At 56.8% G+C, this 23,713-nt stretch carries 19 protein-coding genes and 3 tRNA genes; 12 read left to right on the plus strand and 10 right to left on the minus strand.

Annotated elements, in window-relative coordinates:
* The first annotated feature begins 121 nt into the window (after window positions 1-121).
* The 8 genes from aspS (at window position 122) to OXE05_03025 (ending at window position 10,113) form a co-directional block, all read left to right on the plus strand.
* Complete coding sequence (aspS, locus tag OXE05_02990; GenBank protein ID MCY4436284.1) at window positions 122-1,906, plus strand: aspartate--tRNA ligase; 1,785 nt, start codon at window positions 122-124, stop codon at window positions 1,904-1,906.
* Between the two features lie 232 nt (window positions 1,907-2,138).
* Window positions 2,139-2,963: a M55 family metallopeptidase gene (locus OXE05_02995; protein ID MCY4436285.1), complete on the plus strand. Its 825-nt coding sequence runs from the start codon at window positions 2,139-2,141 to the stop codon at window positions 2,961-2,963.
* 274 nt (window positions 2,964-3,237) lie between these two features.
* Window positions 3,238-3,906, plus strand: coding sequence for a response regulator transcription factor (locus OXE05_03000; protein MCY4436286.1), 669 nt, complete (start codon window positions 3,238-3,240; stop codon window positions 3,904-3,906).
* A gap of 3 nt (window positions 3,907-3,909) precedes the next feature.
* Window positions 3,910-5,421 (plus strand): HAMP domain-containing sensor histidine kinase, encoded by a 1,512-nt coding sequence (locus OXE05_03005; GenBank protein MCY4436287.1) that lies wholly within the window; start codon window positions 3,910-3,912, stop codon window positions 5,419-5,421.
* 112 nt (window positions 5,422-5,533) lie between these two features.
* Entirely contained in the window at window positions 5,534-6,700 is a 1,167-nt protein-coding gene (locus tag OXE05_03010) for a trypsin-like peptidase domain-containing protein (GenBank protein MCY4436288.1), read from the plus strand.
* 134 nt (window positions 6,701-6,834) lie between these two features.
* On the plus strand, window positions 6,835-7,737 hold the full coding sequence (locus tag OXE05_03015) for a hypothetical protein (GenBank protein MCY4436289.1): 903 nt from the start codon (window positions 6,835-6,837) through the stop codon (window positions 7,735-7,737).
* Window positions 7,738-7,849: 112 nt separating this feature from the next.
* Complete coding sequence (locus OXE05_03020) at window positions 7,850-8,713, plus strand: hypothetical protein (protein ID MCY4436290.1); 864 nt, start codon at window positions 7,850-7,852, stop codon at window positions 8,711-8,713.
* 65 nt (window positions 8,714-8,778) lie between these two features.
* A complete protein-coding gene (locus OXE05_03025; GenBank protein ID MCY4436291.1) occupies window positions 8,779-10,113 on the plus strand; it encodes an extracellular solute-binding protein in 1,335 nt (444 codons plus the stop codon).
* A gap of 338 nt (window positions 10,114-10,451) precedes the next feature.
* Here the strand turns inward: OXE05_03025 and OXE05_03030 are convergent, their stop codons facing one another.
* Both OXE05_03030 and OXE05_03035 read right to left on the minus strand, forming a co-directional pair.
* Window positions 10,452-10,739, minus strand: coding sequence for a hypothetical protein (locus OXE05_03030; GenBank protein MCY4436292.1), 288 nt, complete (start codon window positions 10,737-10,739; stop codon window positions 10,452-10,454).
* Complete coding sequence (locus OXE05_03035) at window positions 10,736-11,467, minus strand: PspA/IM30 family protein (protein ID MCY4436293.1); 732 nt, start codon at window positions 11,465-11,467, stop codon at window positions 10,736-10,738. The genes OXE05_03030 and OXE05_03035 overlap by 4 nt, the downstream gene beginning before the upstream one ends.
* 355 nt (window positions 11,468-11,822) lie before the next feature.
* Between OXE05_03035 and OXE05_03040 the strand changes: the two genes are divergently transcribed.
* Both OXE05_03040 and OXE05_03045 read left to right on the plus strand, forming a co-directional pair.
* Window positions 11,823-12,587, plus strand: a complete 765-nt coding sequence (locus OXE05_03040; protein MCY4436294.1) for an extracellular solute-binding protein — start codon at window positions 11,823-11,825, stop codon at window positions 12,585-12,587.
* Window positions 12,588-12,608: 21 nt separating this feature from the next.
* The gene (locus tag OXE05_03045; protein MCY4436295.1) at window positions 12,609-13,208 is read left to right on the plus strand and encodes a hypothetical protein; all 600 of its coding nucleotides are present in this window, start codon (window positions 12,609-12,611) and stop codon (window positions 13,206-13,208) included.
* A gap of 353 nt (window positions 13,209-13,561) precedes the next feature.
* Here the strand turns inward: OXE05_03045 and OXE05_03050 are convergent, their stop codons facing one another.
* Window positions 13,562-14,626 carry a C45 family autoproteolytic acyltransferase/hydrolase gene (locus tag OXE05_03050; GenBank protein ID MCY4436296.1) on the minus strand — a complete coding sequence of 355 codons (1,065 nt, stop codon included), beginning with the start codon at window positions 14,624-14,626 and terminating at the stop codon, window positions 13,562-13,564.
* A gap of 331 nt (window positions 14,627-14,957) precedes the next feature.
* On the opposite strand from OXE05_03050, the gene OXE05_03055 reads away from it, so the two are divergent.
* Complete coding sequence (locus tag OXE05_03055) at window positions 14,958-15,971, plus strand: zinc-binding dehydrogenase (protein MCY4436297.1); 1,014 nt, start codon at window positions 14,958-14,960, stop codon at window positions 15,969-15,971.
* 161 nt (window positions 15,972-16,132) lie between these two features.
* Here OXE05_03055 and crcB read toward each other — a convergent pair whose 3' ends face one another.
* The 6 genes from crcB to OXE05_03085 all read right to left on the minus strand — a co-directional run bounded on the left by crcB (window position 16,133) and on the right by OXE05_03085 (window position 21,440).
* Complete coding sequence (gene crcB, locus OXE05_03060; GenBank protein MCY4436298.1) at window positions 16,133-16,516, minus strand: fluoride efflux transporter CrcB; 384 nt, start codon at window positions 16,514-16,516, stop codon at window positions 16,133-16,135.
* Window positions 16,517-16,770: 254 nt separating this feature from the next.
* Window positions 16,771-16,856: transfer RNA gene (locus OXE05_03065), tRNA-Leu, on the minus strand.
* A 57-nt stretch (window positions 16,857-16,913) separates the two neighbouring features.
* Window positions 16,914-18,278 (minus strand): NAD(P)/FAD-dependent oxidoreductase, encoded by a 1,365-nt coding sequence (locus tag OXE05_03070; GenBank protein MCY4436299.1) that lies wholly within the window; start codon window positions 18,276-18,278, stop codon window positions 16,914-16,916.
* A gap of 19 nt (window positions 18,279-18,297) precedes the next feature.
* Entirely contained in the window at window positions 18,298-19,581 is a 1,284-nt protein-coding gene (locus OXE05_03075; GenBank protein ID MCY4436300.1) for a lysylphosphatidylglycerol synthase transmembrane domain-containing protein, read from the minus strand.
* 317 nt (window positions 19,582-19,898) lie between these two features.
* Window positions 19,899-20,828, minus strand: coding sequence for a sugar phosphate isomerase/epimerase (locus OXE05_03080; protein MCY4436301.1), 930 nt, complete (start codon window positions 20,826-20,828; stop codon window positions 19,899-19,901).
* Between the two features lie 536 nt (window positions 20,829-21,364).
* Window positions 21,365-21,440: transfer RNA gene (locus OXE05_03085), tRNA-Trp, on the minus strand.
* A 352-nt stretch (window positions 21,441-21,792) separates the two neighbouring features.
* Between OXE05_03085 and OXE05_03090 the strand changes: the two genes are divergently transcribed.
* Window positions 21,793-23,583 (plus strand): hypothetical protein, encoded by a 1,791-nt coding sequence (locus OXE05_03090; protein ID MCY4436302.1) that lies wholly within the window; start codon window positions 21,793-21,795, stop codon window positions 23,581-23,583.
* 3 nt (window positions 23,584-23,586) lie between these two features.
* On the opposite strand, the gene OXE05_03095 is transcribed toward OXE05_03090, so the two are convergent.
* Window positions 23,587-23,662: transfer RNA gene (locus OXE05_03095), tRNA-Lys, on the minus strand.
* Window positions 23,663-23,713 lie beyond the last annotated feature (51 nt).

Genomic DNA, 23,713 nt, shown 5'->3' on the forward strand with positions numbered 1-23,713 from the left:
CGGCCGTCTCTGCATTCGCACTGCTTACCCGCTTGGGCCGGGCGGAAATACAACTTTGAGAACTACCAGGGTTGTCTCTGAATGAGGCAGCCCCTTTACCCTTACCAAGGAGCATACTTTCGTGAGTAAACCATGGAAACGCACCCATACGTGTGGCGAGTTACGGGAAGAACACGTCGCGCAGACGGTTACGTTGAACGGGTGGGTGCATCGGCGCCGGGATCACGGCGGCGTGGTGTTTATAGACGTTCGTGATCGCTACGGCATCACCCAGGTTGTCATAGACCCGCAAGCATCGGCTGACGTTCAATCGATCGTCTCCAGAGTCCGCAATGAGTTCGTGCTCAGTCTCAATGGCGCGGTGCAGATGCGTCCCGATGGCACGCGAAATCCTGCATTGCCGACCGGTGACATCGAGGTGCACGCTACCGACGTTCAAATCCTATCCGCAACCCAGACTCCCCCGTTCGACCTCAATAACCCTGACCTGGAGGTGGATGAGGCAATTCGGTTGCGCTACCGCTACCTGGACCTGCGCCGTGAAGAGATGCAGCGCACAATGAAACTGCGGCATCAACTCATCAAGGCTATCCGTGACTTTATGGATGCCGAGGGCTTCTGGGAAATTGAGACACCAATTCTGCTCAAGAGCACCCCGGAAGGCGCGCGCGACTACCTGGTACCTAGTCGCGTTCATCCAGGCAGGTTCTACGCATTGCCGCAATCACCCCAGCAACTCAAGCAACTGCTTATGGTTTCCGGGATGGACCGCTACTTTCAGATCGCGCGCTGCTTTCGGGATGAAGACCCGCGGGCAGATCGCCAACCTGAGTTTACTCAGCTTGACATAGAGATGTCATTTGTTGATCGCGATGACGTGATGGGTTTGATCGAGCGTCTCTATTTGGAACTCGCCGACACACTCAGCGCAAAGACGGTTCAACAGCGGCCCGTTCCCCGCATTCCTTTCGCGGAGGCGATGGAGAAGTACGGCACTGACTGCCCCGACCTGCGCTTTGGCCTGGAGCTCGTCGATGTCTCCAATCTCGCAAAAAACACGGACTTCCGTGTGTTCAAGGACGTGCTAGCAAAAGGCGGCATTGTAAAGGGCGTGCGCGCGCCCGGCTGCGCGCACTACTCGCGCAAGCAAGTGGATGAGCTCACGAACATCGTCCGCTCACTGGGCGGCAAAGGGCTTGTCACCATAGCAGTTGAAGACTCCGGCCTGCGCTCGCCGGTACTGCAGCATCTTGGCGAGGAGGCAACGGCACAAATTGCCGCGGCGCTTGCCGCGGAAGCTGGCGACCTGGTGCTAATTGTGGCGGACCAGCCGGATGTAGCGAACGCCGTGCTCGCCCGATTGCGACTTGAAATTGGAGACCGTCTTGGCCTCCGCGATCCAAGTAAGCTCGCCTTCTGCTGGATCGTGGACTTCCCTCTGTTCGAATGGGATGAAGATGAAGGCCGCTGGAGCTTTGTCCACAATCCCTTCTGTGGACCGTTCCCGGAGGATGAAGATCTCGTCACGGCCGACCCCGGTAGCGCCCGGTCGCTGCAATATGACCTGGTGTGCAACGGGTGGGAAGTCGGCGGCGGCAGCGTTCGTGCGCACAAGCGAGACCTCCTGGAGCAGATCTGGCTGACTATGGGATATACCAAAGAGCAGATCCACGAGCAGATCGGACACATGCTTGAAGCGTTTTCATATGGCGTGCCTCCCCACGGCGGCATCGCCATGGGCCTCGACCGCACGATCGCAATATTCGGTGATGTGGAGAGCATTCGTGAGACGATTGCTTTCCCCAAGAACCAGCAGGCGGTAGATCTCATGACGCAGGCGCCGTCGCCTGTATCCGAGGCTCAGTTGGTAGAGGTTAACTTGGCATTGCGCCAAAGCAAGGAATAGCTACTCTTACAAAACGTGCAGGCAGAGAAACGCCGCTACAAGGATTACACGTAGAGGCGTTTCTCGTTTAATCGAGACTGGGGAGACATGCTAAGACCTTCCCTGCCGGGAAGTGCAACCTTATCCTGGATTCCGTGCAAGTTCTTTGGTAGGCTAACTGCAATAGCATGGGTTATTGAAACAGCCGCAACCGTCCCCAAACCAGCAGTTGCCAACGTATGGAGGCACGCACATGAAAATTTACATAATGACAGACATGGAAGCGGTTGCAGGTGTTGTCGATTCAGACAACTATTGCAACAAGAGTTCCCGCTACTATGAGCGAGGCCGGGAACTCACAACACTTGAAACCAACGCCGCAATCGAGGCGTGTCTTGAAGCAGGTGCTACTGAAATCCTCGTCGTGGACGGGCACGGTCACGAAGCTATCGACCCGATTCTGCTGCACCCGGAGGCCAAGCTCCTCGCAGGTCGACCCATCGGCTACCCCTTTGGGTGCGACGATAGCTTTGACGCCGCGCTCAGCATTGGACAACATGCCAAGTCAAACACCGACGGCGGTCATCTTGCCCATACCGGCTCGTTCAATGTTGAAGAGCTCACCATCAATGGGGTTTCCGTTGGCGAAATGGGGTGCAACTTTCTTTTTGCTTCTTACTTTGGCGTGCCGTCTATCTTCTTGAGCGGAGATCAAGCGGCCGCTGACGAAGCCAAAGCGCTTGTGCCCAACATTGAAACCGCTGCTGTGAAGGCGGGACTGCAGCGGGGTCCTGCGGCAGGAATTTCCAGCGATGACAATAGAAAGTTCAACGGCGCGGCAATCCACCTTCATCCAACGAAGGCTCGCAAGCTCATCAAAGCAGGCGTGCAGCGCGCGCTGGCAAATCGGAGTGCGATCAAGCCGTTCTGGCTGGAACCGCCATACGAGCTTCTCAGCGTGTCGCGTCCTGACAATGGTGTGCCGGCCAGAACGGCACGCGCGACTGCTGACGACCTCCTTGAATTACTCAGGGCGCCGCGAACCTACGTCGAATCTCACGCTGTGCCGGCGCGTTAAGCCAAGTCCGGTCGCTCCGCAATTCAGGTTTTGAATGAACAGGAAAAAGAACTCGATAGCTTCTCGCGAAGGACCAGGCGCGAAACCTGAAATCCTTTACACAATATAGGGCATTCAATAGGTGCTGTGCTCAGGCCGTGCGACCGCAGCGATCTACCTGCGGTACAATTGGGAATTGAGAGCACGATAGAGAGACAGCAAGATCCGGTTGGCTCTTGGTAGCATCCGGAGTTCCAGTGGCACAAGTAGAATTGACGAACTGGGATAAGGTTGCATGCAAATCCTTGTCGTAGACGACGACCAGAAGATCACTGCACTTCTTTACCGAGCACTTTCCCACCAAGGATACGAGGTTGAGATTGCTCACGATGGCTTTCAAGCACTCTCACTGGTGTCGCAGAATCAGCCTGATCTGATTGTCCTTGACATTCTTATGCCGGGCCTCGACGGCTTGCGCGTATGCAAACGCATTCGCCAGGAAAGCGCCGTGCCCATACTCATGCTCACTGCCAAGGATGAGTTGTCCGACCGTGTCGTGGGTTTGGATAGCGGCGCGGATGACTACTTGGTCAAGCCATTTGAGCTAGAAGAGCTCTTCGCCCGCATTCGCGCCCTGCTGCGCCGCAGTACTTCCGCGGAAGACGAAGTGCTTCACTTCGCAGACCTCACGCTCGATACCGCCGGCCGGCGTGCGCAGCGCAGCAATAAGACGTTCGACCTGACTGCTACAGAATATGAACTCCTCCTCCTCTTCATGCAGAATCCGCGACGTGTGCTGCCACGGCACTACATCATGGAGAAAGTATGGGGCTACGACTTTGAGGGAGAGTCTAATGTCTTGGAAGTATATGTCGGCTACCTGCGGCAAAAGCTCGAGGCGGACGGAGGCTCCCGCATTATCTATACGGTGCGCGGTGTCGGATACGTACTACGCGAGACATAACTCATGTCATTGCGTCTCCGCCTTACGTTCCTGGCAGGGAGCGTACTTGCAATTACGCTCGTTGTTTACTATGCCCTGACGTACATTCTCATTTCTCGCGCGATCTATGGCGAGATCGATCAAGCCCTCGAAACTCAGACGCGTGAGGCACTACTCTTTACGCAAACGCGCTCCACCCAGCAAGGTTTGCAAATCGTGCTGCGGCCGGAATACAGCGACGCATTCGCTCATTCCGGCATATTCTTACAGGTGGTTGGCAGCGACGGCAAGGTCCTCTCTCGGTCCACAAACCTTAGCGATGAGCAGCTCCCAAGTGGCAACGACGTTTTGGAACGAGCTCGCAAGGGTCAGCCTTTCATCGAAACTGCATCAATTCGTGGGACTCCCCTGCGCATTTACCACCACCCCTATGTCGTCCAAGGGCGGCTGGTCAGCATGCTCCAGCTCGCCCGTTCGCTTACCGACGTGGAAACGAGTTTGCGCGAACTGCGCCTGATCATCCTCGTTGGTGGCGGCGCCAGCATTATCGCGGCAATGGGCTTGGCATACCTCATTGCGCACGCTGGCCTGCTGCCATTAGAACGCCTCGCGCAGGCTGCCCAGGTGATTGGGCAGACGCAAGACCTCAGTAAACGGGTGCCGCAAGCCGGCGCACGTGATGAAGTAGGCCGACTTGCGGAAACCTTCAACACCATGCTTGACCGACTTCAGAGCAGCTACGCTCGGGTAGCTGAGGCGCTTGCGGCCCAGCGGCGCCTCGTGGCCGACGCCTCGCACGAACTCCGGACTCCTTTGACGGTGATTCGCGGCAATGTGGCGCTGCTGCGGGATATACCAGATCTCTCGGATGAGGAACGCACGGCCGCGCTCAACGACATAGCGGTAGAGTCGGAACGCATGAGCCGTCTGGTTTCAGACATGCTGGCCTTGGCACGGGCCGATGCCGGACAGACCGTGCGGCGCGAACGGGTGGACATAAATGAGATTGCTGCGGACGTTTGTCGTCAGGCGCCGTACTTCAACGCCATGGTAGCAGTTCGATTGAACGCGACCGGTGAAGATGTCTGCATAATGGGTGACCCGGACTTGCTCCGCCAATTGGTGCTCATCTTGCTTGATAATGCACTAAAGTACACACCGGCAGGAGGCACGGTCACCATCGACACAGCGAGCGAATTGCACGCGGTGCGTCTAATTGTGAAAGACACCGGCATCGGCATGCGAGAGTCGGACATCGCCAGCGCATTCGACCGCTTTTTCCAGGCGGACAGTACCCGCCACTCAGGCGGGTTTGGACTGGGACTCTCTATCGCAAAATGGATTGTGGAGGCCCATGGTGCTAGACTTGACATAAAGAGTGCGCCGGATCAGGGAACTACCGTAACGGTCAGATTGCCTCGCAACATGTCGGTCTTGGGTGGGGAAGTATCCGCGCCGATGAAGGCTGAAACGGAAGCAGACGATAAGAACGGTGCGCACAGTGAGCATTCGCCACGCCGCGAACCAACGAAGTAACTCCCCAGCGAGCTGTTTGCATTCCACTTTCAACAGTTAGCCTATCAGGAAATACTTAACTAGCTCCGATATAATTGAGTGAGAAGATGCATTATGCCAAGGAGGCACGGCGATGGCTATGTCTTCGTTCCCCGATGATTCGAGAGACGAGGCTCATGACGATGGCACGCGGGGTCCGAGAGGACTGGCTGGCGTTGTCATCTTTTGTGCGGTAGTCTCCATGCTAACGGGAATAGTTGCCGGAGGTCTCACGGCTTGGCTAATCTTGCGCAATGCGCAATCTGACCTAGCACCGGTTTCACAGACACCGCAAATCACTTACGTAGAAGGGGCAGAGGCAAACGCTGCCGCAGTCTATCAGGCGGTTGCTCCGAGTGTAGTTACCGTTTTGATCTTGGATGAGAATGAAGACGGATCCCGCAGGTTTGGCGGAGGAACCGGCATCATCGTGGATGGAGAAGGCCACATCCTCACGAACAATCACGTCATCAGCGAGGCCGATAGAGTGCGGGTGCAGTTACTCGACGGGAGCACCCTATTTGCAGAAGTCGTTGGCAGTGATCCAGGGACGGACCTCGCCATCATTCAGGCAGAGTTTCCGCCAGGAGCCCTGCCGATTGCACGGTTCGGTGATTCACGGGCGGTAAAGCCGGGGGACCCAGTCTTCGCAATCGGTGCGCCATATGGATTCGGCCACAGCATCACGGCGGGAATCGTGAGCGCAGTGGGAAGAACCTACCCCGAAAGGGGACGCCAACTCGGCGGTCTCATACAGAGCGACACTGAAATCAACCCCGGCAATTCCGGCGGACCGCTCCTCAATGTCAATGGCGAGGTGATCGGCATTACGACAGCCATTCAAACGAACAATGAGCGCTTTCAGGGAATCGGCTTGAGCATTCCGTCGAATTTGGTGCAGCAGCTCTTGCCACGACTGATACGCGGTGAGGTGATCCGTCGCGCATTCTTGGGCGTAAGCATGGCCACAATTACGCCGCAGGTCGCTCGCGACAGAAATCTCGACATCCTAAACGGCGTTTGGGTTCGAGGTGTAACGCCGGGCGGACCGGCACAAGAGGCAGGTATGCGTGGCGCGGTGGGGAATCCCCGCAATGCGGATATCATCACAGCCATCGACGGCGTTCCGATGAAAACTGTAGACGACCTCATCGCCTATATCCAATCAAAGAGTGTTGGTGACGAAATCACGATTACGACACACCGCAACGGTGAGAACTTGGAATTCACCGCGAAACTCGGCGCTTGGCCGGAGAACTAGCTGCAGCTTTTGGTGGTTCCCTTACGCTAGCAATCGCTGTCGGCAGAAATTGAAGGCTTGACCGGTACTTATTGGTCGGGTATGATGGCCGTAGAGGCAATTCTGTGGCTCGCTCCGGAGAAGCTTCGATGGGGATGCCACCGCCGACAGATGAACTACCGGATGCCAGTTACGCGGACGCAGTTTTCACCGTCGTCACCCTGCGCACGGCGGCTGTGACCGGCCTGGCGGCCGGTGCATTTGTTCCGTTAATTCCCCTTGCACTTCTCGTTCTGGTCGGCCTATTTGGCACGTTACTCTTCAATCGTGGCACGGTCTACACGACCATGTCACTTGCAATATCACCGGCAAACCTCCAGATTGCGGCAGAGACCTACGTGCTGGTGCTCCTCGGGAGCATTGTCCTGGGAGCCGTCATGGGAGCGGTACGGCGCTGGTGCGTCCGGCGGTATATTTCCTGGTCGTTGCTCGTGGGGCACCACTTTTCGTCCCATCCGGGACCGCAAACGGCCATAGCAGCCTTTATGGTGCCCTTGCTCATAGCTGCCGCTCTGCACAACATCAGCCTCGAAGTTGGCTTTCTCGTAAGCATTGCGCCCGTGCTTGTATTCATGTTTCCTCTCTGGTCACTTAGCGGCTTTGTATACGAGGCGTTGTGGGAACCAATTGTCTTCCTCATCCTGCGCGTCGCCGTAGGCGAGCCATTGACCTGGCTCAGACGAGAAGCAGCGCTCGTACGCCTGTTGAAAGATGATTCCGAGTTGTACGGTTGCCGCCTCCATGCGGTCCGGATTGATTCCGAGACCGGTGTGGCGCACATTCGCGGCGACTTTCGCACGCCCGATCACTTTCGCCGGGCACGAGAAGTCGGCATGCGCGTAATCGGTGTACGCGCAGTTGAGGCAGAAGGTCTGACCATCCTTGAAAAGCAAGTCGATAGACCTACCTCAATGCCGGACAACCAGGCTGTCGGTAGTGACCTTCCTTTGCATGGAATATGCGGAGAGCAGAAAACGGAGAACGGAAAGTCATTGTGAGTTCTCGCACTTCCGAGTGCTATGGGCGGCACGAGTGTCCTTGCCGGCGCTGGTCTCTGTCGCTTTCCAAGCACCCCGCTTTGGTAGCTTTAGTCTCATGGAGCAATAGACCGTGATAAACGCGGATCCTCATAAACCGGACAGGATTCCGCTGATGGAGACATTGCCCAGCGATGTGCCTGATGCGCTTGACGCAGACACTGTTCTCACGGTCGTCAGCGTGCGCACCGTAATGGCGGCCGGCTTTGCTGCCGGCGCGCTGTTACCGTGCATTCCCCTGGTGCTCCTTGGTGCTGTTGGCGTAGTCGCTACTCTTCTCTTCAATCGTGGCACGATAGGCTTCACAGCCGTCACTACGTTTGCAAGCAGCGTTACGCCTTTGGCCGTATTCACGCTCTTGCTTGTTGTCCTCGCCGGCGGAGTTTTGGGCGCCGTCATGGGTGCGGTACGCCGTTGGAGCGTGCGTCGAGGGATCTCCTGGAGTTTGCTGGTCGGCTCCTATTTTTCGTCGCATCCGGGCCCGCAATCGGTCATTGCTCTTGCGGTAGTACCCATTCTGGCTGCAGCCACCCTGCACGCAGTGGGTGTCGCTGCGGGCTATAGGCTAAGCTTTGCGCCGATATTCTTTATCGTTTTCCCACCCGCCTGGCTACTCTCAGGATTGATGTTCGAATCGGCGTGGGAAGCCCTTGTCTTACCCATGTTGCGCTCAAATGCCGCAGAACCTATGCGGTGGCTGATGCGTGAGGCCGCGCTTTTTCGCTTGTTGAAGGATGATTCCTACCTCTTTGAATGCCGCCTGGATGCCGTGCGCATAGATGCAGAGACCGGTGTGGCCCACGTTCAAGGCGACTTTCGCACGCCGGACCATCTGCGACGTGTACGGGATATTGGCCTACGAGTGATCGGTGTCAAAGAGGTGGAGGCATCAGCACTGCCTACCCGCTACACTGAGAATGCCCAGACTAGCCGGTAGCCGTTTCGATCTTGCGTACTGCTTTAATTGATCCAAGCCCCCAGACCGAGAGGAGACATTGCAGCATGACCCGACGCAAACTTCTCGGTGGCGCGCTGCTTGGAACAAGTGTCTCATTGCTACTGAGTTGTGGCGGTGGTGACGAGGAAGATCGACCGCCACAAGATGAGCCTGGCTCCCGGGTTGGAGTCGGCGTTGATGCGGCAAAGGAGGTACAGCAGTTTGCGCTGGCTGTCCTGGACCATCCCCTCATGGTTACGCCCGGTCAGAAAGCCATACAGGAGTGGACAAGGGGTAATGTACCCGGCGCACCCCCGGGGACGTCGCTGCAACTAGTGTTGGTTCCAACGGAGGGAGGGGCTAGAGATTTTCTTGCCACGCAGTCGGCAGGAGGAGTCTCTGCAGACTTCATTTGGCTGCCGCATCAGGAGGATGTCCCGGACATATACAAGACCGGGCTGCTCGCGCCGCTCGACCGCTGGCTGCAAGCGGACGACCAGAGGCCCCTCGAGGTCTTTGCCGAAGAAGCCCGCCGTCTGGTGCGATTTCGGGCGCAGACCTTGGCGTTGCCGATTGCAGTCGCCCCGGGTGTGCTGGCTCACAATTCACTCCGATTTGAGCGCGCCGCTGTGGCAGCACCCACGCACGAGTGGACGTGGGAAGACTTCATAGAGGCGGCCAAACGCTTAACGGAGGATTTAGACGGCGATGGTTCTCCTGACCGCTGGGGCTTTGTCGCTGCGGCGTACTTTCCGGATTGGCTGCCGCTCCTGCTGCAGGAAGGCGGCACGGTTGCCGACCTAGACATGGGGAAGATTGGAATGGATGAACCGGCGAGCCTACGCGCGCTAAGCGCTTGGGATGAGCTGGGAAGAGTGCACGGCATACTACCCTATGGACCTGAGGTCACCACAAGAGCGCTTCAGGGCTACCACGACCTCTTTCAAAGAGGGATGTTTTTCTCAATTTTCTTTCAATACTTGCCCGAGCATTGGCGGCTCGTTACTCCAATGCCCGCTGGTGCCAGTAATACGACCCCCCTCGTTCTCACGGAAGCGCTGGCTATTCCGGATGCAGCACAGGGAGAGCGCGCCTACGAGATACTCGTGCCATTAGCGAGTTGGCTTGGCGAACGCCGCGTTTTGCCGTCAGTTACGGCAGGCTGGCAATTCATCAAGCGTCCCGATCGTGACCACTTTGACCTGGTGTTTTCTGAGTCGACGCAAGACACTGTATTGCAAGCCCTGGCTAATGCCAAGGCTTCCCACGTTGCGAGCAGCCCAGCCATGACCAACGCCCTGTTCAATATCATTACGTATCGTCTGGCTCGGGATGAGGTGGGAGTCGAGCAAGCGGCCACGCAGGCAACAGACTGGCTCACCAACTACGTCAACGAATAGCTTCGTCTCGTGAAGACCGCTACTAAACGTACGCGCAATTGCAGAAAAAAGGTGAGAGTTATCCAGCCTGACTTTTTTCCCGGTTCACCCAGTTCACCACATAGAGAAGAGGCGGTAGGCCATCAAAGTGCGAGTGTACGGTTGTACTGAACTCGGGAGAGTCCGGATGGTTGCACCTCTACAGTTGTCCAACTGGGACGTATAGCCCCCTTCGAAGCGCGCCCACCGCCACACTCGTGCAATGCAAGTGACTATACTTTACATAAAAGCGCCTGTCGCTCAGGCGACAGGCGCTTTTCCCTTGCTTTGCCAATTGAGGCCAATCTACTCCACCGGGTTTACTCCGAGCGGCCTGGAACAAACCCTTCAGCGCCAAGTAGCTTCTGAGCTTCTTCCAGTGTCTCATCCGGCGGCGGTAGAATTACGTCTGAGGGCACTATCTCGTCATCCGGCAGCGGCGTGCCCTTTTGGGTAATCAAGTCGTGCATCTGCTGGAGCAACTCACGAAAAGACCCGTCATCGGTACCTGTTACAGCCTGCTCGATGGCATCATCAAAGCGCTGCAAATCGGATATGATAGCGTCGTCAAGGCGGTATTGACCCACAGTGGCGATGCGAACTATCATGCGTGGTCCTCCAACTGCTTCTTGCCTTTGTCCTCTAGCTGTCGCTTGAGCATTTCCAACTCTTCATCCACGCCGCTTTCGGTACTGAGCTTATTCAACTCTCTATCCACAAAGTCAGAGCGTGATCCTGTGGAATCCTCCAGCACCCCGGTATCCACTAGTTCATCAATCGCCAATGCCCGGGCCTGCAAGGACTCCGTGCGTTCTTCAGCTCGCTCGACGAGCAACGAGACGTCCGCCATTTCCTCAGAAAGTCCCGATACCGATTCGCTAATTCGTGTCTGCGCCTCAGCCGCGCTGTATTGGGCCTTGATAACTTCCTTACGTGTGCGGAAGTTTTCTACTTTCGCCACAAGCTTTTGCTCGGTGAGCGCCAGCCGCTCCTGATCCTGCTCCAGAGCTTGGATCTGCTGTCGGAGCCCATCTGCCTGGGTCACTATGAGTTGCTTGCGTTGCAGCGCGATGCGGGCAAGGTCTTCGCGGCCCGCCTGGATGGCACGCTGAGCCTGGTCTGAAAGTTTTGCTTCGTTGCCTTCCAACTTTGCGGCCTGCATTTCGAGGCGCCGCTTGGATGTTACAACTTCAACAATACCGCGCTTGACCTTGTGCAGTTGTTCAAGCTGTCGTTCGTAAGCGTAGTCAAGCGTCTCAGCCGGGTCCTCGCTTCGGTCTAACAGCGCATTGATTTTGGCGCTGAGCACAGCGCCCATCCGCGAAAAGGCTCCCATTCGCACTCCTCCGGTTCGGTGACCGCTGGGGTCTCCTTCAACCGTACTTGACACTTTCTCAAGTATCCCACAGGAATACGGCTTGGTCAAACAACTCTAAATGGCAGTGCAATTCCCGTCAATTGTACTTTGAGAGATACTCAGGAGAGCATGCGCGAGCTTGAGTTGCACTGTACATAATTACAGATTATACTGGAAGTGACATTCTTGACATATAATTTCACTGTGGTTACGCAGCCAGACGGTCGAGACACTTTTCGCCACTGCAGCGCGCTTGCGCGAGCGACTGAGGGGACGCTTATGGGGTCTCGAATACAAGAAGCCTCCATTTGCAGGCATGGAAGGAGCAAGGACCGTGACGCGACGCGATTGGATGGGAATTGCAGTGTTCAGCGGTGCAGTAGCGCTGCTGGCAAGTTGTGGTGGTGATGAAGATGACGAGCAATCGTCGCGGATGGAACCGAGTTCCAGCGCGGCAGACATTGAAAAGCCCGCCAAGGAGCCGCGGCAGTATACGTTGGCGTACCTGGAACATCAGTTCATTCAAAACCCGCCTAAGCCAAGCATTCTCGGCCGGGAAGTAGTCACAGGGTGGAATAGTGGCGAGGTGCCGGGCACGCCTGAGGGCGCAACGCTCGAGTTCGTCGCCATGCCGAGGAAGACCGACGATAACAACCGTTTTCTGGGTGCCGAGTCAGTACTTGACTACCTGAACACGGCGGCGGCAGGCGGGGTTTCCGCAGGGGATGTAGTTTGGCTTCCTTCCTATGCGCAAATCATGGATATCCTTAGAGCCAGGTTTTTCCTTCCACTTGATCGCTGGTTGCAGGAGGATACGCAGAGTCCGCTGGACGCGTTTTCGGATGAGGCCATGCGCCTCGTGCGGTATAAAGGCCAGACCCTCGGCTTGCCTATCGCGGTGGCGCCAGGCGTGCTCGGCTACGCCGCAGACCGCTTTCAGCGTGCCAATGTGGCCCCGCCGGATGCCGAATGGACCTGGTCGGACTTCATCGAGGCAGGCCAGCACCTGACTCTGGACGCCAATGAAGACGGCAAGCCCGAACAGTGGGGCCTTTCGGCGAACTGGGACTTCCCGGACTGGCTACCCTTCCTGCTGTAGGAGGGCGGTGAAATCGTAGACTTGGATACAGGCGTCATACATCTGGAAGGACCGGCCGCCGAGCGCGCGCTCACGGCCTGGGATGAACTGGGGAGAGTGCATGGCATCCTTCCCTATGGGCCCGACATCGCAGACTCTGATTTGCGGGGTTACGAGGACACTGTTCCAAGCGCCATGCGCTTTTCGCGTTTCATGAAGACTCCATGGGGCTACTGGCCAAGCTACACGCCAATGCCGCAGGGACCAAAGAGAGCGACGCCGCTGTTGCTGGAGGAAGTGCTGGCGGCGCCGGCCACTGCGGACGCGGAGAGCGCGTATGAAGCGCTCATTCCTCTCGCTCACTGGATTGGCGAACGCCGGGTATTGCCCGCCGTGACGGCCGGCTGGCAATACCTTGAAAAACCGGATACCGGCCACTTCGACTTGATACTCCCAGAATCGATGCGAGAAACCGCGCTGCAGAGTTTACCCAATGCTAAAGCCTCCCACGCGGCCAGTAGCTCGGCAATCTCGTATCAACTCTTTTACCAAGTCACGCTGCCCCTGGCGCGTGGCGAGATTGTCATCGGGCAAGCGATTGATCAGGCGGTCAATGTGTGCCAGAGCTATCTTGCTGAATGAAAACTGGAAATAAGTTCCGAGAAGATACATTCTCGGAACTTATCTTGGATTTCGGAACCAATCTTGGTTTGATGTTTCAGTAGCCTATATCTGGTCGTCAGCCGACTCATGGGCTCAGAGATGGGCAGCGCTTGTCTCATTTAAATTGGCTGTCACTGAAGGAGCACAATGGCTGCGATCAGCCTCAGCATGATTTGCACGTGACTCCAGCCTACAAGGCATGTGCAATTGGGGCCGCGCCCACCAAGTCAATGAATCTGAAAACTGTGCCCAGAGCCGCGCCCAACGGGCTTACGCAAAAATCCCCTTGCAACTGGGACTACGAAATCCGAACTCAATGTCTCTGTATCGTTCTAGAGCGTGTAAGCCGTATAGCCGTTCGCGCACGGATTGCCGTAGCTGACGTGGAGTCGTCCCTGGAGCGGCTCCATCACGTAAGAGGCCACGGTTTCGATGCTCTCCGGCGTGCCATCGTTATGTCTACAAATACTGTGAGGATGGCCGGCATGGTCAGACATCATCTGCATCACGTCGTTTGCCGACACACGGTCTACACTTGAGACCAACTGGTCTGCCCGGGCACAGCGCGGCTCTGAGTCGGGCAATTGGCTGCGAAACGTGTCGAACTGCTCAAGTTCAGGCGAACGAATGTTGTTCGTGTGTGCCAGGGTGTCATCGCTGGCTTCGAGTACGCCAACGCCGTGCGGAGCGGCAATCTCAGCATCCACCAAGCGGTTCTCTCCGTCCACCATCAGGTAATTGCCAGCAGAAGAGAATGTCGTCTTACTCATTATGTCAAGAACCTCCGCAAGATTGCGGCACTCCAAGATCCGCCGCTTGAGAGGGTAGTGTGAGACCCCGACCCGCCAGCCTTCCGTATAGAGTTGGTTTTGCACGAATGCAACACCGTGCTCATTGAAACCCGGGTACCCAATCACACCCGCCCACGTAAACATGATGAATGCCGGTTTCTCGTCTGGCGACACCTTCAACACCACGCCCACTTCCTTCATCCACTCCCCTACGTCCTGATTTTGGGCAATGATTGTACTCTCGTTGTCCGTACGGCTCGTCAGGAAGCCGAGCGAACTGCATCCGTCGCTCAACCCGGCGTCGCCCAATGTGAGCTCAGTGCGCACATTCAACAACACGACCTCAGACAGGGAGACATTTGCGCCTGCCGCGATGCCTTGCATCTCTGCTATTGCATCGGGAATGAACCCTTGGATGGAAGGCACAAACGACTCCGCCCGCGCTCGCAACGTTGCGGGATCTTGCTGTTTGTACTCTCCAATCGACCGATACGAATGCTCCAGGAAACTGCGAATTTGCTCGCGGCACGCCTCTCCGTGCTGGCGACCCAACTCATACGGCGCGCCACGTACGTCAAAGAACGGATAGGATTGGCTTTGCGTCACCGGCCTACTCCCTCTGTTATGTAAAGATAAGTGCGCCTTCCAGGGCGGTCTTGGCAGTCTGCGCTACTAGCGATATCGTACGCTTGTCATCATGCGGCGGCAAGCATTCGAATTGCTAATCCAAGACTGCCATAATATCACCAAGTCAACGTATTTGCGGTCGAGTTATTCACAGAGTCAATCTGCCGTCTCTTCCGAGACACGTGGTGATGCAATGCGAAACGATGGGGTGCTTTATAGTATTCAGGCCTGGTACATTCCATCGTATGCGAGAGCTGGCATTCGCCCCGTAGCGAAGTAAACCGTTTCCACTACAATAGGTGATAAAACCATGGACTCCCTAGATATTGTCTTTCTTGCCAAAGACTCTGTTGCTGTTCAGCGGCATCCCGTACCGGATGTCCAGTCGGGTCAAATTCTGGTGCGTCTGCGGCGCTCCCTCATCAGCACTGGTACAGAATGCATCTGCTTGCAACGCAACTTTGCGCCAGGCACGCACTGGGACGAGTGGGTGAAGTATCCCTTCCGGCCTGGGTACAGCGCGGTTGGGGAGGTGCTTGAGACCGCCGCCGGGGTTACCAGTGTAGTTTCAGGAGACCGCGTTGCAATGCCCGCGAAGCACGGGCAGTACGCCATCAGCGACGCGGGGCGCGCCATAAAGATTCCGGAGGGCGTTACTGATCAGGCTGCCGCCTGGTTCTACTTGGCGTGCATTGCGCAGAATGCTGTCCGGCGCGCGGAGCACCGGCTGGGCGACGACGTGGTGGTGATAGGCGCCGGCATATTGGGTCAGCTAGTGGTGCAATTCGTGCGTTTGCTCGGAGCCAATCGGGTGATAGTCATCGATCCGGCACCGGCGCGTCTAGCACTGGCAGCATCCCACGGTGCGACCCACACTTTGCCGATCTCATCTGCTGATGCTGAGGAGACAATCGCGTCGCTTACGCATGGGAAGCTGGCCGACGTCGTCTACGACATTACCGGCAACGCGGCGGTATTGCCCACGGCACTGCCACTGGCGCGGCGCTTCGGGAAAGTCCTGCTGCTCGGTGACACCGGCACGCCTTCAAATCAACGGCTCACCGGCGACATCATCCGCCGCGGCGTGACGCTCGTAGGTGCCCACAGCTCCAACCCGCCTCCCACCGCAACCGACTACGCCCACTGGACCCACAAGCACATGACGGAACTCTTCTTCACCTATGTGGAACGCGGCCAAATGCAGGTTGAGGACCTCATTACGCACCACTATGACCCACGCGAAGCCCCCGATGCGTATTCCATGCTCACGCAAGACCGTTCCCAAGCCATAGGCGTGCAATTCGATTGGACGCGCCTGAGCTAGAGGATTGTATTCGACAACTGCAACGCCTGACGACCTGATCAATCGATCCGCAATGGCAAGTCCACACCCTATTAATCGCGGTTCAAGAACCTTCAGATGCAATCGCCACGTTGGCGCTATGCCCGAGCTCTCTACATTCAATCTAGTCGAGACGATCTCAGCTATACAGCGCTACTCGCGAGTCGGCTGATACCGAGGCCCAGCAGGACGAATGCAATTCCCAGCACATTGCTGAGGATGAGATTGAGGAGCGCCAAGCGCAGTTCGCCGGCGCGCACGAGATTCACGCTTTCGATGCCGTAGGTTGAAAACGTCGTAAATGCGCCGAGTACGCCAATCAGGAAAAAGGTGCGAATCTGTGGAGAAAGTGCTGTATTAGCGAGTGGTTCCCACAACAGTCCCACCGCGAAGCAGCCGATGAGATTGACCCCCAGAGTTCCCGCTGGGAATGAGGTCTCGAAGTAGCGATTGATGACTCCTGAGAGCAAGTAGCGCAGGGTCGCGCCGAAGGCGCCGCCTAAGGCTACAAATAGCACGCTCGTCATTAGCTCCCCCAGGATTTTAATCGTGACTTTCGCACAGACTCAACGGCCACGACATCAGCTTGGGCCGGACAACTCACGCCAAGAAGTGGGGACCTACCTGCAATTGGGAATGAGAACCACCCAGCACAGCAATATGCAATCTGGTCATGGCGATCTCCCAGACAGATCTTGCGCTTTGCGCGCAGGAAAAGTGAGCGAATCAAGAGCGACGGGAGGTACTAATCCCACCAATGCAAATGCTGGCGCAGTTGGCTTGGTGCCGAAGGCGGGATTCGAACCCGCACGGGTGTTACCCCACTGGTTTTTGAGACCAGCGCGTCTTCCGTTCCGCCACTTCGGCAAGTCTAGAATGATTCTAGGGAATAGTGATCGCAGCGGTCAAGCGGCAAAACTTATGTCAATTCCGCTGCTGCTTGAGTTTTGGTGCATCGGCGAAGATCCGCTGAGCGACTTCCTGTCCCAGGCGGATGCTATAGTTTATGCCCCGATCTTCGGGATAGATGAGTGTTGTGTTTGCCAGATAGAGCCGCGGGATCGGTGTGCGTAATTCCGGCTTCTTGCGCTGGTAGCCAACTTCGACGAGGGGCTGGGCGAACGGATCGCCGCCCGACCACATATTCTTGACCATCTCCCTAGAAAAATCTGGATACACTTGCTGCAGGAACGGCAAGTAGTGTTCAAATAGCGCCGTGGTTTCCATACGCATCAACGGGTCTCCCGGCGACATGTAGCGCGCTACGTAAAGTAAGTGGCTCCCACCATAGGCCTCCGGCGACACGAGATTCGTTTGCTCCACCAAAGCCGTAAACGGCAGCTCTGCCGCGCTGATATTGAGCCAATAGAACGGCGACATCCGGCGGTCGAGTTCCAGAAGCAGGCAAGACGCTCCCTTATACTCGATACTGCCCAGTCTTTCACGATATTCTGCCGGAAGATCGGGCGTGAGAAAGAGAAAGATGGGCGTGTGCACAGCCGCCAGCACAAGATCGAAATCGTGCCGCTCACCGCCAGTCACAATGCCGCGCGCCTGTCCGTCTTCAATGACTATCCGCTCGGCGGCCGCTTCTAGGTGAATGTGACCTCCCAGTTCTTCAATGCGGCGCCCAAAAGCATCCACCAGTGTGCGAAACGAGTTGTTGAAGTAGCCCAATTGCTCTTTTGCCATGCCCTTCGAACGCGAGGCCGCCCGCACGTGGATGCGGGCCCAGAGCCAAGACATGCTCACACGGTGCCAGTCTTCGCCAAACTTTGCCTTGAGCAAGCCGCCCCACACCGTGTCAAATACACGGTCGCCACAGAAGCGTCGCATCCAGTCTGCAGCGCTTATGTCCTGGTATGGCTGCCAATGTTTTCGTCTTTGCAAGTAGAGCACTGACAGACCGAGCCGAAAGCGCTGCAGCGGACTAAGCGGCTCAAATCTCAGGACGTCAGCCGGACCATTAAAGGGGAGCAACCGGCCCTTCCAATAGAATCCCATTGTGGAATCGACCCAGGTTAGCTGGTCTTTTACGCCGAGGCGGTCGGCCGAGGCGAGAAGGTGATGGTCGCTGCTAAAGCAATGGTGGTAGTAATACTCGACAAATGTGCTTCCAATCGCGCGTGTGGCGACCTCGCCTCCAAGCTGCGACTGTTTCTCGAAGATGTGGACCTGGGCGCCTTGAGCCAGCAAAGCTTCGGCGGCAGCCAGACCACTAAAGCCACCGCCAACGACGGCTATACGCAACGGAGCATCCGGATCGGCGTTTTTCGGCATAGCATCCATATAATTTTCCAGGTTGGCTTTACGTTGTAGTTTGGCCCAGCGGAGACTGCGGCGAATCCACCGAAGTTGGCCACCAGCGCTCGCGGCGCCTCCAAGCGAGCGCGCCACCAAGCACTACCACAGGCAGCAGGAGGAGTACGTGCATCAGGAGAAGGTAGGCAACTGCCATTTCAGCCGCAATGCCAAACTGCGTTAGCACGAGCTTTCCCGCAAACTCGAACGGTCCAATATACCCGGGAGAAGACGGAATCGCGGAGAAGATATTGATGACACCCATCGTCAAGAGAAACACCAGGACCGATTCGTCAATGCCCATGCTGCGCGCGATCACATAATACGATAGCCCTTCGACAATCCAAGACGCCATGCTCAGTCCAGCCATTTCCGCCAGTCGCTGGGGCGAACGGAGGCTCTGAAGACCTTCAACAAATGACCTCGCCATAGAGATTATCCGATAGCCCAGCCTGCCAGGCAGTAAGAGTGAGAGACGCAAGGGCAGGGAAATCAAATAGCCGCGGGCGACGGTAGCGGCAACGAACGTTGCGAGTAAGAATACAATGCCTGCGCCGGCTAAAGGCAGCAAAAGTGTTTCGGGGATCCACTGTCCAAGCTCAGCAAAGGCCGTCCCGAGCAAGACAGCCAGCAGTGCCGAGAGCGCAAGGGCTCTCCACACTGTTCGAGCCGGGCCGACGCCATCCTGCAAGCGCTGAGACTGGTGGGTGGCGACAAGAATTAAAACTCCAGCCGCTACAATCGCCAGTACTGCGGCAACACGTAGGGCCGTAAGAATCGGCGACGGCCAGGGGAGCACAAGCGTGCACGCCACAATTATGGCAAGTATGGCCAACAGGTCCAAGAGGCGCTCCAGGACAACAGTTGCCAGAGAAGCGCTCTTGCGAATCCCCGTCTCCCGTGCAAGCAAGAAGACGCGCATGACGTCCCCCATACGCGCCGGCACAATGTTGTTCACGGTGTAACCGACGATTAGGAGTGCAATCGCCTGCCGGGCAGGAATGCGCTCAACCGGCAACAAGAGTCGCTGCCAGCGGAGGCCCCGAATCGCCACACCAAGAAAGTAGACAAACACTGCGGGCGCCAGGTACCAATAGTTGGTGTTGCTGAGCGCAGCCCAAGTCTGCCTTAGGTCAAGCCCCCGCAGCACCAACCACAGGAGAACTATACTGATAACAATGCCTGCTATTGCCTGGAACGCGCGCAAGCGTCCAGGTCGCCAGCGTGACTGCAAGCGCAACAACATTACCTTCCCAATGGCTCGATGTTGTTTGTCAGAGTTCTTCGCCATTGACTTTCTCCCGCAACCGTCAAAGAGGCTATGGGTCCGAAACCCACTTTCATCATACGGGAGCTTCCTCTGCCAGATGATCGGGAGTGCCTCTAGCGTATTGGAACTAGGTTTCCCGGTCAATCACCCCCTTCTCATCTCACACCGGGAGAAGCCTGGCGTCTCGATCGCATAGGAGAGAGGAAAGCGGTAGCGCAAGGAACGGCAAGAAACGACCTGTTGCCAAGCTAGCTGGTGGAGCGTAGTTGGCATGACTTCCAGGTGTCTTGCTGAGGCTGGTCCTTGTGTTGTGCGAGGGTTGCGCAAGCGCAGATCCGTTAGAGTCCGGCAATGTCTCGCAAGTATTCCGCTGCTGACTTTGCAGCCTCTTCCGGGTCAGGCAAGAGGTGCCAATAGGCTCGCGGCATGCCTTTGAACGGATTAACGTATTCATACAGCACGTAGCCGTCGAAGCCTCCCTGTCGCAGTTCAGCGAGCACTGCCTTCCAATCGACATCTCCATCCGGGAGTTTCGTCCACTCGTAGCCGTACACGTTCTTTGGCAGATAGTCTAGCTCCCCCGGCCGGCGGCGGCGAACGTTCTTCACATGGAGCATAGCAATGTGCGGCGCTAACTGACGCGCTGCACCCAGCACGTCCATGCCCTCCATGTAAAGATTGGCGCCGTCCATCACGATATCAAGATCGGGCCCTACTGCATCGCGCACGGCCAAGAGTTCATCGGCATTGGACGTGGTCGTATTCTCATTGGTTTCTACGATCAGACGAATGCCACGCTCTTTGGCATACGGCATGAGCTCTCTGAGCGCAGCCACGTGATGGTCCTGGGCTTCTTCGAACGAAAGCGCTACTCCCGGCACGGGGTCAAGGACGTTGCCGATGCTGCGGAGCCAATACACGTCAAGAGCGGCGGCCAAGTCGATGTAGGCCCGGTTGAGTGACAGACTCTGCGCGCGGAGTTCTCCCGGGGGATAGGTCAACGGGCAATAGCAGGAAAGACAGGCGATTTCGAGCTTCTTGGCCTTGAGAACGCGGCGAAACTCGTTTCTCCCTGCCTCATTTACGAGCCGCGGACTGATCATATCGTAGCCCACAGCGTTGTAGTGGCGTTCCAATCGCTGTGGAACGTCGAGTGTATAGCCCCGCAGACTTATGCCGTGATATCCATACTTCCCAGCCCACGCGAGGACTTTCGCCAGCCCAAACGGGTGTTGCCAGCCAATACCTCCATAGAGTGCCAGTTTCATCGCGTGTGAACCTCAGATCCACTACATTGACCCATGGCTAACGTGCTATAACCAGCCGAAGAGACCCACTCAAGAGTGTATGACACGTGACAGCCTAAAGTCTGCTCTTTCTTCTGTCTTTCCAGCCCAATTTCACACACGATTGAGACTTTGCACCGTCCGAGCCGGCTGGCGAGGGAGCTTCCTTGCCCTGGGAGGGGGCCGGGAAAGGGGGAATGGTCACCGACCAGACTCAAATCCCAATAGCTAGGCCAGGCTAAGCTACGCAAGAGTCTCCAATTGGGATGTGAGCTTGCCCCGTGGCGGCCTTTGCTCCACCTGTAACCAAAGCCAGTGAGTGCGCCAATGACCGGAGCTAGGCCGGTCTGCAGAGCAGAAGACCCTACCTGCACTGCCGAGTGATGCGCCTAGCTTGAATCGCCAAGGACAATTCCAAGCAAGCGCGACGAGGCTGATCACAGTCCGCTCAGGTAGTAAGAGTTTGCCAACCCAAATGAGGCCCATGATTCTGCCGCAGAGGGCCCCTGGCTGGCGCTTGGCAGGAGCGGAGGGATTCGAACCCCCGACCGCTGGTTTTGGAGACCAGTGCTCTTCCAGCTGAGCTACGCTCCTTCGTCGAATGGCGCAATTGCACCGTAATTCTATGCTACTGGAAGGCTAATGAGCCGTCAACGATTGTGTCTGTACTCACCGGTAGGGGAATTCGCGTGCCTACCTCCGTTGGGAAGGGCAGCAGGTGGTGCAAACCCTTTTTACAATCTCCAATGAGACGGAGCACATGTGGACACACGCTGCCGGCCACTGTATGCTGTAGCGAACTAAGCGTGAGTGGGCTTGACTTGGCGCGACCTTCCAGCATGCCGGCAGCGTGAACTCATCGACGAAAGGCCTTGCCGCCAAGCAGAGCTTCCGATCTGACAGTCTACCGTCAGCGTTTGCACCGACCACAGAAGGCTTCTGCACTATGTCACAAAACGTCTCGCCAATTCTAGTCATTTGGGATAGCCAGACCAATGCGCGTCTTGCAGGGTACATTACAGAGATTCTGCATATTGAAGGCTTCAATTGGTTTACAGTTCACGATCTCGCTGTCGCGAGCATCACCCCCGAACAGCTTGCTCAGCATCCTGTTGTGGTGCAGACCCATGTCGATATACCTGCTGAATCATCGGGCACGTTGCTGACTTATGTCGAGCAAGGCGGCGCTTTGATTGCGCTGCGACCACCTGAACAACTGGCGTCCGCGCTGGGTCTCGCTCCGTTCGGTCGTGACCTCGCGGATCGCTACATCGCGCTAAATAAGCTCTGCACCCTGAATGACGGCATTAGCTTGCCTCCCATGCAGTTTCACGGCCGCGCCGAACTCTATACCTGGCATGGTAATCCCTCAAACGTGCTGGCATACTTTGCCGCACATCCTGACTACGTAACTAATCACCCCGCAATTGCGGTTGGCAGCCGGGGCCGGGGCACATGGGCGGTTTTTGCCTATGACCTTGCCGAGAGCACAGTACTCCTCCACCAGGGACGTGCCGACCAGGCGAGTACCGGGTCCAATCCCGATCTTGACGGTGACCGCATGTACAAGCCCAATGATTTCTTCGTCGGCTACCTTGATCCCGCGCTTTGCCCTCTGCCCCAAGCTGATCTCCAGCAAGACATTCTGGTGCGAATCCTCGAGTGGATGGCGGCCTTCGCCCAGCCGCTGCCGCGTCTATGGCACTTTCCCGAAGCGGCGCATGCCGCAGCATTCATCAACGGCGACGGCGACAGTATGGCATTAGAAGACCTGATGAATACGATCGCAACCGCGGACCGCTTCCAGGTGCCGTACACCACGTATCTCATGATGCAAGACCATCCAAAAGTTGCACCGGCCCATGAGAGTGCCCTGCGTCAGCAGGGGCACGACTTCGGTCAACATGCGTTTGCCGGTGGCAGACCTTCACTGGAGGAAATGCGCAGCGGCCTGCGGGCGGAAATGGACGCCTTCCGCACCCGGTACGGCCATGAGTCCGTTACCTACCGTGGACACAGTGTCATCTGGGCCGGCTGGACCGAAACGGCAAAGTACCTGCGCGAGAACAATGTGCGGCTCGATACCAACTTTGCCCCCGGCCGCTTTCACTTTGCCGGATACGTCAATGGGAGCGGTCTGCCGGTCAAGTTCATGGATGAAGAAGGCAGGCTGCTCGACATCTATGAGCAAACGACGATGTCCACCGACGACGGTTGGACCGCGGATAAAATCTTCGGCACGCCACTAAGTTCTGAGGAGTGTATCGCGCTCTCCAAGGAACAGGCGGACGCGGCCATCGATCAATTCCACACGGTCTACCACCCGTATTTCCACCCGCTCCGTACCCGCGCGGGCCCAACCTCGTCCCAGCACTGGTTGGAGGCAGTGTTAGGCTACTGTCGCGATCGCGAATTTCACTTTGTTAGCGGGGTGGACTGGGTGAATTTCAACGATGCCAGGCGCTCGCTTCAGATTACCGCCTATGAATTTCAGCCGGAGACACTTACACTGCGATTCAGTCTAGAAGCGGCGCATCCGGCGCATGCCCTTTCTCTCGCGTTGCCCTACGCGTATCGAGGCGCGCCAATGCAAAGCGCAAAGGTAAATGGGGAGCACGTTCCAGTACAAGCATCCGCCCTGGAGGGCAGACCCCAAGTACTCCTATCTGCCGACTACGCGGCAGGGCATGCGTGTGCGTGGGAAATCCAATGGGGGTCTGGCAACAGCAAGCGCTGATCTTGGTGACCCGGCTGGGGCTCGAACCCAGGACACCCTGATTAAAAGTCAGGTGCTCTGCCAACTGAGCTACCGGGTCGTTTACTCAGTCTAGCAAACCCTGCCGGATGACCTCAATGTTCTTGGCGTC

This window comes from Chloroflexota bacterium, assembly GCA_026710945.1.
Lineage (GTDB): Bacteria > Chloroflexota > UBA11872 > VXOZ01 > VXOZ01 > VXOZ01.